Annotated in this window: 9 protein-coding genes; 1 reads left to right on the forward strand and 8 read right to left on the reverse strand. The window is 32.4% G+C overall.

What is annotated here, in order from left to right; translation table 11 throughout:
- Nucleotides 1-12 precede the first annotated feature (12 nt).
- From AC3IPI_RS22015 to ychF, 7 genes are all read right to left on the reverse strand, one after another.
- Nucleotides 13-1,884 (reverse strand): DNA topoisomerase IV subunit B, encoded by a 1,872-nt coding sequence (locus tag AC3IPI_RS22015; protein ID WP_039112671.1) that lies wholly within the window; start codon nt 1,882-1,884, stop codon nt 13-15.
- Between the two features lie 159 nt (nt 1,885-2,043).
- Complete coding sequence (gene pncB / locus AC3IPI_RS22020) at nt 2,044-3,222, reverse strand: nicotinate phosphoribosyltransferase (RefSeq protein ID WP_039117163.1); 1,179 nt, start codon at nt 3,220-3,222, stop codon at nt 2,044-2,046.
- A gap of 98 nt (nt 3,223-3,320) precedes the next feature.
- Nucleotides 3,321-4,298 (reverse strand): transglutaminase domain-containing protein, encoded by a 978-nt coding sequence (locus AC3IPI_RS22025; RefSeq protein WP_489155768.1) that lies wholly within the window; start codon nt 4,296-4,298, stop codon nt 3,321-3,323.
- A gap of 3 nt (nt 4,299-4,301) precedes the next feature.
- A complete protein-coding gene (locus tag AC3IPI_RS22030) occupies nt 4,302-4,826 on the reverse strand; it encodes an NADPH-dependent FMN reductase (protein WP_489155770.1) in 525 nt (174 codons plus the stop codon).
- A 17-nt stretch (nt 4,827-4,843) separates the two neighbouring features.
- Entirely contained in the window at nt 4,844-5,755 is a 912-nt protein-coding gene (locus AC3IPI_RS22035; protein ID WP_489155772.1) for a YihY/virulence factor BrkB family protein, read from the reverse strand.
- Between the two features lie 738 nt (nt 5,756-6,493).
- Nucleotides 6,494-7,165: a hypothetical protein gene (locus tag AC3IPI_RS22040; protein WP_489155774.1), complete on the reverse strand. Its 672-nt coding sequence runs from the start codon at nt 7,163-7,165 to the stop codon at nt 6,494-6,496.
- A 215-nt stretch (nt 7,166-7,380) separates the two neighbouring features.
- Entirely contained in the window at nt 7,381-8,475 is a 1,095-nt protein-coding gene (gene ychF, locus AC3IPI_RS22045; RefSeq protein ID WP_489155776.1) for a redox-regulated ATPase YchF, read from the reverse strand.
- A gap of 235 nt (nt 8,476-8,710) precedes the next feature.
- Between ychF and AC3IPI_RS22050 the strand changes: the two genes are divergently transcribed.
- Nucleotides 8,711-11,344, forward strand: coding sequence for a TonB-dependent receptor (locus tag AC3IPI_RS22050; protein WP_489155778.1), 2,634 nt, complete (start codon nt 8,711-8,713; stop codon nt 11,342-11,344).
- 124 nt (nt 11,345-11,468) lie between these two features.
- On the opposite strand, the gene AC3IPI_RS22055 is transcribed toward AC3IPI_RS22050, so the two are convergent.
- Nucleotides 11,469-12,632, reverse strand: a complete 1,164-nt coding sequence (locus tag AC3IPI_RS22055) for a hypothetical protein (RefSeq protein WP_489155780.1) — start codon at nt 12,630-12,632, stop codon at nt 11,469-11,471.
- Between the last annotated feature and the right edge of the window lie 2 nt (nt 12,633-12,634).

Consider the following 12,634-nt stretch of genomic DNA (forward strand, 5'->3'; position numbering starts at 1 on the left):
TTATTTAAAAAACTAAACTTCCTCCTCTATAGCATCTAGTTCCACTTTCAAATTCTTGATAATAAACTCTTGTCTGTCTGGTGTATTTTTACCCATATAGAAAGATAACAATTGTTCTATCGATGTGTTTTTATCCATCATAATAGGATCTAGTCGAATCGTCTCTCCAATGAAGTTCTTGAACTCATCTGGCGAAATCTCTCCCAAACCTTTAAATCGAGTGATTTCTGGTTTTGGTTTTAATTTTTCGATTGCTGCTTTTCGCTCTTCTTCTGAATAACAATAAATTGTTTCTTTCTTGTTTCGAACCCTAAAAAGTGGTGTTTGCAAGATATATAAATGTCCTTCTTTTATTAATTCCGGGAAAAATTGCAGGAAAAAAGTAATCAACAACAAGCGAATGTGCATACCATCGACATCGGCATCGGTTGCGATTACAATATTGTTATATCGTAATTTTTCTAATCCGTCTTCAATATCTAAAGCTGCTTGTAGTAAATTGAATTCTTCATTCTCATACACAATTTTCTTTGTCATTCCGTAGGAATTCAAAGGCTTACCACGCAAACTAAAAACTGCTTGTGTATTTACATCACGTGACTTGGTAATAGATCCCGAAGCCGAATCTCCCTCGGTAATAAAAAGGGTGCTTTCTAAGTTTCTAGGATTCTTTGTATCTGGAAGATGCGCACGGCAATCTCTTAATTTTTTATTATGCAGATTGGCTTTTTTAGCACGATCTGTAGCTAGTTTTCTAATTCCAGATAGTTCTTTACGCTCTCTTTCCGCCTGCAAAATTTTACGAAGTAAAGCTTCGGCTGTTGGAGGGTTTTTATGTAAATAATTATCTAATTTATTTTTTACAAAATCATTTACAAAAGTACGAACTGATACTGGCGGCGTTCCATCATCAGATCCCATATCCATAGAACCTAATTTGGTTTTGGTCTGAGATTCAAATACTGGTTCCATCACCTTGATGCTAATCGCACTCACAATCGATTTACGTACATCTGACGCTTCGAAATTCTTATTGTAAAACTCACGGATAGTTTTTACAATTGCTTCTCTATAAGCAGCTAAGTGCGTTCCTCCTTGCGTTGTATTTTGTCCGTTTACAAAAGAGTGGTATTCCTCGCTATATTGTGTTTTACTGTGCGTTAAAGCAATCTCGATATCCGTATCTTTTAAATGGATAATTGGATATTCTAAATCTTCAGCACTAATTGTTTCTTCTAATAAATCTCTAAGACCATTCTCAGAAATGTATTTTTCTCCGTTAAATATAATAGTTAGGCCATTGTTTAAGTAACAATAGTTTTTAACCATTTTTATTACATATTCTAATCGGAATTTATAATTTTTAAAAATAGCTTCGTCTGGAACAAAAGTTACTTTTGTACCTTTTCGTTTTGTAGTATCAATTACATCTTCTTCAAGAACCAAATTTCCTGCTGAAAATTCGGCTGCTTTTTGTTTGTCATCACGAACAGATTCTACGCGAAAATAGTTAGAAAGTGCATTTACTGCCTTGGTTCCTACTCCATTTAAACCTACTGATTTCTGAAAAGCTTTGGAGTCATATTTCCCTCCTGTATTCATTTTTGAAACTACATCAACAACTTTTCCTAGAGGAATTCCACGGCCGTAATCACGAACCGAAACGGTTTTATCTCTGATAGTCACTTCAATAGTTTTTCCTGCACCCATGACAAACTCATCGATACAGTTATCTAAAACCTCTTTTAAAAGAATATAAATACCATCATCTGGTGAAGATCCATCTCCCAATTTCCCGATATACATTCCGGGACGCATACGAATATGTTCTTTCCAGTCGAGTGATCGAATATTATCTTCGTTATATTGATTTTGCTCTAGCATAAATGAATTTTGGATTTTTTGCTAATGTACTATATCTCCTTAAAAAATGAAAGTCAATCTTTTGAAAGTTATCAATAAAAGTATCTTTTAAACGCATTTATTTAAATTAAAAACAGAAACTCATTATTTTTATAAAAAAACTGCTTTTTAAACAATATTTTAGGATTTAATACCTAAAACTTGTTTTGCCAAAGCAATCATTTCGGGAGTTCCCGTATTTTTATTTTTTTCGTCCGAAAGTTTTACAACTCCTTCCCAATGTGTAAAATCTGGCTTCGTTTCGGTTAATTTTATAACCATATTCATTGCTGGCAAGCCTACATCATTGGTGAAATTTGTACCAATTCCGAATGACATTTTTATCTTGCCTTTACAGAAATCTGATATCACTTTTACCTTTTCTAAGTTTAATGAATCAGAAAAAACTATGATTTTAGACTTAGGATCGATTCCGAGTTTTGTGTAATGTGCAATAATTTTTTTAGCAAATTCAATTGGATCTCCACTATCATGTCGAACTCCATCAAAAAGCTTGGAATACTTTTTATCAAATTGCTCAAAAAACACATCTGTAGTATAAGTATCTGTCAAGGCAATTCCTAAATCACCTCCGTAAACTTGTGTCCAGTTCTCCAGCGCAACTATATTGGCAACTTTAAACCCATATTGCGCCGCATGAAACATAAACCATTCGTGCGCATGAGTTCCTAAAGGTCGTTTACCGTTAAGCATTGCTAAATGCACATTACTTGTACCTAGAAAACTTTCCTGACCAAAAAGAGCTAATGTTTCATTAACCAAAGTATGTACTTTATACGAATGACGTCGTCTTGTACCAAATTCTAAAACTGAAGCTCCTAATGCATTATAACTTTCAATTTTGGCTTTGGTAATATCCTGAACTGCTTTATCATCTATTCTCACTAAATCCTGAGATGCATAAAAAAGTTCCGAAATTAAAGCCATCAATGGGACTTCCCATAAAATGGTACGGTACCAGAATCCTTCGATTGTAATATCTAATTCGGAACCAACTTGTTCTATCTCGACCTCTGAAGCGTCAAAAGTATATCCTTGTAAGAAATCCAAATAAGTTGGGTCTAGATAAGGACAATGTTTCTTTAAATATAACTTCTCTTCTTGAGTCAATTGTAGTTTTGTCATTGCTTCAACAGAATGACGCAATAAAACAGCAAAACCCGGAGGAAAAGCATGCTTTCCTCTGTTTATAAATTTATACCGTACTTTAGCTTTAGGAAACAGCTTTATTACAGCATGCTGCATCGTAAATTTATAGAAATCGTTATCTAATATTGATTTTAGGAAGATTGTCCCCATACCCAAATTGCTTTATTAATTTTAAAAAACCTTGATTGCTAATATACGGCAATTCAACAAAAAAAGAAAATTGTTTAAACAAACATCTTTAATTATCTCTACTTTGGAATTATTTTAAAAGAAGCAACACTATTTTGATAGAGAAAAAAAGTAATAAACGAGCCTGTTTTTTTATCATAAGTGATCTGAAATTCCAAAGTTCCTCTTACTTCTTTTGGATTTTCTACTTTGACTGGCTGTCCTCTTTTTAAATAAAAAAATGTATCCGATTTTGAAATATTTTTTATTTTGAAAGATATTTTATCACCATCATTGGCTTTAATTATTCCTGATTCAGGTCTTAAAATTTCGAGATCTTCTTCAATAGCTTTATCAGAAATTAAAGGGCCATTTAAAAAATCTTCCTGATTTAATTTACGATCCAAATACATTCCTGAATCAGGAAAATGCTTCGCAAAAAAGTATTTTGGATCCGTATCAAAGTAAACTGAGTTAAAATAATTTACCATTACTTTTCTATTACTATCATAATAACCTTGCCCCCAAGTAACGTCAACCAAAATCCATTTTCCATCAACCCAAACAGTATTCCATGAATGATTAGTCAACAAATTTTTCCGACCAATATCTATCAATGATTGCTTGGAATCACCTCTAATTACTTGAGATTTCAAATCTACCAAAGAAGCTAAACGCTGATACAAAAGCGTAAAACCTTCGCAAACTGCTTTTTGAGAATCGAATGCCTTTTGCCACGTTTTTTCCTTTATTAACTTTATTTGTTTTTGCTTTTCAGCTTCAGTTCTATAGCTAAATTGTACGGGCTTCTGCGGATTTAAATACGCTTTGTAATCATATTTTATATTTAAAGCAATCCAGCTATAAATAGCTCTCGCCTTATCATATTCTGAAGTAAAATCTTTTTGAATTCTTGTCGCTAAATCTTCTGTCGAACTAAAATGTTTTGGGTATTTCCGCACAATATCATCAATCGCATTGTACTTTTGTGAATATGCCGAATAGAGAAAAATATAATTCAGAAAAAGAAATATAAAAGCAATCTTTTTTATTGTCATCGATTAAAAACTAGACTTAATAATGTCTTTTAATTCTTTATCTAACTCTGTATTTGATATTTTATTTTCTTCTAAATCAAAATTAGCATTAAAACTCGGCAATGAAAAACTTGCTTTAATCTCGGTACCATAACGTGGGAACAATTTTGTGGCAATTTCTAAAACTGAAGCTCCTCCTCTCCCTCCTGGCGATGTAGCTAATAACAGCATTGGTTTGTGCTGAAAAACATCTTTCTCGATACGCGAACACCAATCGAAAACATTCTTAAAAGCAACTGAATAATTCCCATTATTTTCTGCCATAGAAACTACCAAAATATCTGCTTCTGCCAATTTTCCAAGAAAAGCTTTTGCTTTTGGGTGCTGCCCTATCTCTTTTTCGACATCAACGCTAAATAAAGGCATTGCAAAATCATTTAAATCCAACACTTCTATATTGGCATCATTAAATTGATTTGCAGCATATGTTGCCAGTTTTTTATTGATGGAATGCTGACTGTTACTTCCTCCAAATGCTATGATTTTCATGATTTTATTTTTAGTGTTTACTCTATTTCTAAGATTTCTTTTTTTATTTCTACCGAATATTCATTCGGGTAAATTTTACCTCCGTATGTCTTAGCATATACCTTCGTAAATTCAGCTCCAAAATACAGAATAATTGCCGAATAATAGACCCAAACCAGAATTATTATTACGGAACCTGCCGCACCATAAACCGATGCTGTTGTAGAACTTCCTAAATAAAATCCTATGGCAAATTTCCCTATCATAAAAAGTACTGCGGTACAAGACGCTCCAATAAAAGCATCTTTCCATTTTATTATTCCATCTGGCAATGCTTTAAATATAATTGCAAAAAGTAACGTGATGCTAATCAAGATAATGATCAGATTTATTATATTAAATAAATAAACGGTACTCTCTGGAAAATACAACTTTAAGCGTGCACTCATTAAATCTAAAATTGTACTTACAAAAAGACTCACAAGCATTAAGAATCCTACTGAAACTATCATAGAAAATGACATTAATCGGTTTTGTATAAACTTCTTAAGTCCTTTGTTTGGTTTGGCGCGTAATCCCCAAATAAAATTAATAGAACTCTGTATTTCGGCAAAAACTCCTGAAGCTCCAATTAATAACATCCCGACTCCAAAAACAGTTGCAAAAACATTGCTTCCTGATAGCTGTACATTTTTTATTGTTTCCTGAATTTGTATCGCTGCACTATCTCCCACTAATCCGTTTATTTGACCATAAAGCTCACCTGCAACAGCATCTTCTCCAAAGAAAACACCACAAATGGTAATAATTATAATTAACAAAGGTGGTAACGCAAAAATAGTATAATAAGCCAATGCAGCACTTAACTTTATTGCATTATCATCGTTAAACTCTAACACTGTAGTTTTTAACAAATACCATGATTTGGATATTATATTTTGACTTTTCACAATACTTTAATTAATTATTTCTCTCAAATATAAGCAATTAAAAAAATAAAGTTATTCTCATATTTCCTGTAAATGTTATACTTTGTCCATGACTACCCCAGATTGTAGTGGAAAGCATTTTGAGAGGAAAACCTATTTTTTGTTGCTGTAAAAAAGCGACCAGCGGAAGCTCTTTTTATAGTATTACAAAAAAAGGTTTTACCGAAAAATCTTGAAACGGAAAGCTGGAAATGGGTTCTGAAAAATAAAAATTTAAACCATTAAGACATTAAGTTTCATTAAGGCTAAACTTAATCTATCTTAATTCCTTAATGGTAAAAAAAAGCTACTGAATAATTTGTAGAAAATAAAACTCGAAACCATTAAGACATTAAGCTTCATTAAGACTAAACTTAATCTTTCTTAATTCCTTAATGGTAAAAAAAAGCTACTGAATAATTTGTAAAAAATAAAACTCTGAATCATTAAGACATTAAGTTTCATTAAGACTAAACTTAATCTTTCTTAATTCCTTAATGGTAAAAAAAAGCTACTGAATAATTTATAGAAAATAAAACTCTGAACCATTAAGACATTAAGTTTGATTAAGACTAAACCTAATCTTTCTTAATTCCTTAATGGTAAAAAAAAGCAACTGAATAATTTGTAGAAAATAAAACTCGAAACCATTAAGACATTAAGCTTCATTAAGACTAAACTTAATTTTTATTGATTCCTTAATGGTAAAACAAAAAAAAGCTATTCTGAAACTTTTTTGAATTGTTGCTCATATCCGAAATTCTTTAATTTTAATAAGCTTTTGAATTCTCTGCGGGTTGGTTTAACAACAAAAGAAGTAGAATCAAGCATTTGTGATTTTATAGCTGTAATGGAATCTAATTTTTTCAAATCATCCATTAAAAGAACATTATTAATTCTTAATACGTTATTCTCTATTGATAAAATCCTTACAGTCCAAAAAATAGAATCGCGCTTGCTTAAAACCAATTTACCATCGATTCGTTTTGCCTTATTATAATATGAAAATCTAAATAGTGTGTCGATATTTTTCTCTTCCAATTGTATCGAATCGCCTTTATAAATCATATCATATTTTTGATTTGTATCTTTTATTATTAATTTTCCATCTACAATATCATACCTCCTTATTAAAGAATCTAATTCTCGTTTGTGAATCATAAGATTATAATGCCATTCGTACTGTATAGTATTTTCATTAATTCTTAAAAATGTAGAATCTGTATTCATATACACCCCCCTAAACTTAGTAGGAAATCGATCTAGTTCGGAATCATTAACTGGTTGTGGAGCTTCAAAATACAAAGCAAAGGCATCGGCAGGTGCCGCATCAGCTTTTCTACAAGATGATAGAACAATTAATATTCCTAAAATTAGAGCGATTTTTTTCATAAGTTGTTTTTAATTAGATTAACCAAAATTCAAGCCAAATGTTAAAAAAAACCAAAATGAGCACAAAAAATATTTTCACACAGATTTTACAGATAAAAGCAGATTAACCTCTTTATAACCTTTAAAAATAAAAATTTAAACAAAAAAAAACTGCTGAATTTCTTCAGCAGCTTTGTCTATTCTCTTTAATCTTGATTCTTTTTTCTAAAGAAAAATTATACGTTAAAACGGAAGTGCATTACATCTCCATCTTTTACGATATATTCTTTTCCTTCTACTTTGAATTTCCCTGCTTCTTTAGCTTTTGCCTCTGAACCGTAATGAACGAAATCTTCGTATGAAATTACTTCAGCACGGATAAATCCTTTTTCGAAATCGGTATGGATAACTCCCGCAGCTTGTGGCGCAGTAGCTCCAATATTGATTGTCCAGGCACGAACTTCTTTTACTCCTGCTGTAAAATAAGTTTGTTGTTTTAATAATTTATAAGCAGCACGAATTAAAACTGATGCTCCTGGCTCTTTCAAGCCCATATCTTCTAGAAAAACCTGACGCTCTTCGTAGCTTTCTAATTCGGTAATATCTGCTTCTGCTCCTACTGAAAGGATAATAACTTCTGCATCTTCATCTTTTACCAACTCACGAACCTGATCTACGTATTTGTTTCCGTTTACAGCAGAACTTTCGTCAACATTACAAACGTACAATACTGGTTTTGCAGTAATCAACTGGAAAGATTCCATTAAAACCTCTTCATCATTACCTTGAAGCGTAATAGTACGAGCTGATTTAGCTTGTAATAATGATTCTCTAATTCTGTCTAAAAGTGCTTTTTCTGTCTGAGCTTCTTTATTTCCAGTTTTAGCTGCACGATTTACTTTCTCTAAACGTTTTTCAACAGTTTCTAAATCTTTCAATTGCAACTCAATGTCAATTGTTTCTTTGTCACGAATTGGGTTTACATTCCCATCTACGTGAACAATATTATCATTATCAAAACAACGTAAAACGTGAATAATCGCATTACACTCTCTGATGTTTCCTAAAAATTGATTCCCTAGTCCTTCACCTTTACTTGCTCCTTTTACCAAACCTGCAATATCTACGATATCTACAGTTGCCATTTGCACACGTTCTGGTTTTACCAATTCTTCTAATTTTTCAATTCTTGGATCTGGTACGTTTACAACACCAATATTTGGCTCGATTGTACAAAACGGAAAGTTTGCACTTTGTGCCTTTGCATTTGATAAACAATTAAATAATGTTGATTTTCCAACATTTGGCAATCCTACAATTCCTGCTTTCATATGTAGTTTCTATTTATTTTTATTTGCAGCGCTTCAATTCTGCTGAAATTTATGTTCTCGCTTTTAAAAGTTTGCAAATATAAGATTTAATACTTCGTTGCCGAACAAAAACTGCGTATTAATACACTTTTAAACAAACCCTTAAAAAAAATTAAACATTATATTAATATTTTGTTAAAAAGAATTACTTTTAGCTAAACATCTAACCAAACAACAAAACCAAACTCAATTAATTATGAAAAAATTTACAGTATTAGTATTTATACTAAATATTACATTTCTTTTTGCTCAAAAAGAAATTAGTGGCGTCGTAAAAGACCATAATGGCGTAGCGCTTCCGGGGGTAAACATTATAGAAAAAGGAACTAATAACGGAGTATCTACCGACATACAAGGCGGTTACATTATTAAGGTTAAAGAAGGTGCGGTCTTAGTTTTTAGTTATGTTGGGTACACAAATACCGAAAAAAATGCTACAAGTGGTATTATTGATATTACTATGAACGAAAACGGCGGACAAACCTTAAAAGACGTTGTAATTGTTGGTTCCAGAAACACCAAAAGGACAGTTGTAAACTCTGCTGTACCTATTGATATCATTAACATAAAAGATGTTACTACGCAAAGCGGAAAACTAGAAATTAACCAATTACTGCAATACATAGCCCCATCTTTTAATGCTAACAAACAATCTGGATCTGACGGAGCAGATCACGTTGACCCAGCTTCTTTACGAGGTTTAGGCCCTGATCAGACTTTGGTTTTGATAAATGGAAAAAGAAGACATCAATCTTCGCTCGTAAATTTATTTGGAACTCGCGGACGCGGAAATACTGGAACGGATTTAAATGCTATTCCTGCTTCATCTATAAAAAGAATTGAGATTTTAAGAGATGGTGCAGCAGCTCAATATGGTTCTGATGCTATTGCCGGAGTTATTAATATCGTACTAAACGATAATATAAACGAACTTAATGGTTCGGTTACTTATGGAGTTTTTAATACTAAAGCCAAAGGTGATTTTCTTCCTGGAACTCCTAACACTAAGGGATATCGTTTGGATAAAAACGGAAATGGAAACTCGTATGGAAAAAATCAAGATTTTGACGGTGGCTCAGTAAAAGTTGCTGCCAATTATGGTGTTGCCATTGGAGAGAAAGGTGGATTTGCTAATTTTACTACTGAATATATCAACAAAAACAAAACACTTCGCCCTGCTTACGATTTTAGAAAAGGCTTTGGAGATGCTGCAATTCAGAGTTTTAATCTTTTTGCAAATATTGCTATTCCAATTTCGGATAAAACGGAGTTCTACGCCTTTGGAGGAAGAAATTACAGAGATACTGATGCTTATGCCTTTACTCGTAATGATGGCGAGAGAGTCGTAGAATCTATATATCCTGGCGGATACACACCAAGAATTACATCGAATATTATCGACAACTCATTATCGGCTGGATTTAGAACTGTAACTACTGGTGGATGGAAAATAGATATTAGTAATACGTACGGGAAAAACCTTTTTCACTATTATATAAAAGGAACCATAAATGCTTCTCTTGAAGCTGCTTCTCCAACTGAGTTTGATGCTGGAGGTCATACGCTGACGCAAAACACTACTAATTTTGATTTCTCTAAAAATTACGATTCTGTACTTGATGGATTAAACCTAGCTTTTGGAGCTGAATATCGTACTGAAAATTTCACCATTTTTGCTGGTGATGAAGGCTCTTACGCTACTTATGACACAAACGGAATCCCGATAAGAGATCCCGCAAATCAAAGTGCTCCAATAGACCCTATTTCTGGCAATCCAAGACCTGGAGGTTCTCAAGGTTTCCCTGGATATAGCCCTCTAAACACTGTTGATAAAGGTCGTACTAATTTATCTTTGTACACTGATGCCGAACTAGATATTACAGATGCTTTCTTAATTAGTGGTGCTGTTCGTTTTGAAAATTATAGCGATTTTGGAAGCACCTTAAATGGTAAACTTGCTATGCGATTAAAAGCGAGCAAAAACATAAATTTTAGAGGATCTGTGAGTACTGGATTCCGCGCTCCATCATTGGCACAAATATATTATAATCTACATTTTACAAACTTTAATGCTGGTGGAGCAACAGAAGTATTGCTTGCGCCAAATAACAGCCCAATTACCCGCGCTTTTGGTATCCAAAAACTAGATGAAGAAAAAGCGTTGAACGCTTCTTTGGGTTTCACTGCAACTTTTGGTGATTTTACAGCAACTGTGGATGGGTATTTTATAAAAGTAAAAAATCGTATTGTACTTACGGGTTATTTTGATGCAACCGCATTAAACATTGGTGTCTCTGAAGCTCAATTTTTCGTTAATGGTGTTGATACTAAAACAACTGGATTGGACTTGGTTCTTGCATGGAAGAAAAAATTTGGAGAATCGCTATTTAGTGCAACACTGGTAGGAAACATCAATAACATGAAAATTGACAATATAAAAAATGGCAGCTTACCCGAAGAAACTTTTTTCGGAAGACGTGATAGAGCATTTTTATTAGCTTCGGCTCCTAAAAATAAATTTGGATTGAACTTAAATTATGCTCGTCATAAATTTGATGCTGGTTTAGCCTTTACCCATTTCAGCAAAGTAGTTTTAGTAGATTATGGTGATGAAGATGATACGTATTACCCAAGAATTGTAACAGATTTAACTGTAGGATACCAGCTTACAAAATCATTAAAATTAAGTGTTGGTAGTAACAATTTATTTAATGTTTACCCAACAAAACAAGATGAACAAGGAAATACTGAGGCTGGTGGATATTGGGACGCTGTACAAATGGGTTTCAGCGGAGCGTATTACTATGCAAGACTTGGATTTACGTTTTAATACAATGCCTTTCTTTTATTAGCCTGAGCGAAGTCAAATGGACTCAGCCTGACAAAACAAAAAAAATCCTGAGCGTCAAACTCAGGATTTTTTTATATAAAGATTACATTTCACATCTCACAATTCACATCTTATAATCTAAAGAACTTATTATTTCTTTTTCTTTATCAGTGGCGGTAAATCCCGAAACATCCCAGTAATTGGTTAGGATTTTATTCTTTTTATTAAAGAGTGTTTTTTCTTTAAAAACATCGCTTTCGTTATAAGTGAATTTTTGTTTATTGAAATTGGTCGTTATAAAACTATTCCGAACTTGAATATTCTTGACTTTGTCTTTTAAAATAAGATTATAAGCTATTTCTTCGTTAGAACTCAATAAATAATAATCCGACCCATCTATTCTGTATTTAACTTTTATGAATGATCTCGTAATATTTTTAGAACCTACATCTGGTTTTTCTTCCGTTTCAACTGGCTTTGCAGGAATCAAAGCACACGTAAACTCAATAATTATCTTTTTTTTGTGGTCATAAATAACTTCAAAACTATCCATCTCCTTCTTAGACTTATCCAGCGGAGTAATACTCATTACATAATAGTCTTTATTACCAGGAAATCCTTTTACTATAAAATCATATTCTTTTTTTGCTTTTGAATCTAAAATAGGCTCAAAATAATCCAAATTAGAATAATTCTCCATGATATTATTCAAATTATATCCTTTTAAATCAGCACTTACATCTGCTTCTAGTAAACCATAAGATCGATTTTGCTCTACCAATAATGTTGTTGTTGCTTTTTTGCGATTTCCTGAGAACTGAAAATTTACAAGTCCGTCATTATAATACGAATATTTATCATCAAGCATAAAATACTCTCGTACATATACTTTTAATCGATATGGCATTGTTAGTTTTTCTACCGAATTAGAGACTATTTTTTGAAGTATTTTTTGCGGAGATTCTTTAGACACAACAATCTCAGTTAACTTATTCTTCTTGTTCTTTAAATAAACGACAAAATCATTCTCTTTTAAAGCTATCCAACGAGTTGTTAAGCTCTCATAATTTGTCTCGGAAGTCTGAACATTTGAAGCTCCTGTTAACATAAAAGTAACCTTACCTTCTTCGTTACTCAATAAAACTTGCTTAGTTTTCATTATAACTACCATTGCATTTTCTATCGGCAACTGCGTTTCTATATCTTTTACGATTATAGAATATTCTTTGCTTTGTGCAAAAATACTCACGTTAAAAAACACAATAAATAAAAGTATAAGTCTCTTCATAG

The organism is Flavobacterium sp. GL_143, assembly GCF_057834355.1.

Coding starts and splice junctions, on each gene's coding strand:
- AC3IPI_RS22040 (WP_489155774.1), bottom strand. CDS start 7,165: ATGAAAAAAATCGCTCTAATTTTAGGAATATTAATTGTTCTATCATCT.
- ychF (WP_489155776.1), bottom strand. CDS start 8,475: ATGAAAGCAGGAATTGTAGGATTGCCAAATGTTGGAAAATCAACATTA.
- AC3IPI_RS22015 (WP_039112671.1), bottom strand. CDS start 1,884: ATGCTAGAGCAAAATCAATATAACGAAGATAATATTCGATCACTCGAC.
- AC3IPI_RS22030 (WP_489155770.1), bottom strand. CDS start 4,826: ATGAAAATCATAGCATTTGGAGGAAGTAACAGTCAGCATTCCATCAAT.
- AC3IPI_RS22025 (WP_489155768.1), bottom strand. CDS start 4,298: ATGACAATAAAAAAGATTGCTTTTATATTTCTTTTTCTGAATTATATT.
- pncB (WP_039117163.1), bottom strand. CDS start 3,222: ATGGGGACAATCTTCCTAAAATCAATATTAGATAACGATTTCTATAAA.
- AC3IPI_RS22055 (WP_489155780.1), bottom strand. CDS start 12,632: ATGAAGAGACTTATACTTTTATTTATTGTGTTTTTTAACGTGAGTATT.
- AC3IPI_RS22050 (WP_489155778.1), top strand. CDS start 8,711: ATGAAAAAATTTACAGTATTAGTATTTATACTAAATATTACATTTCTT.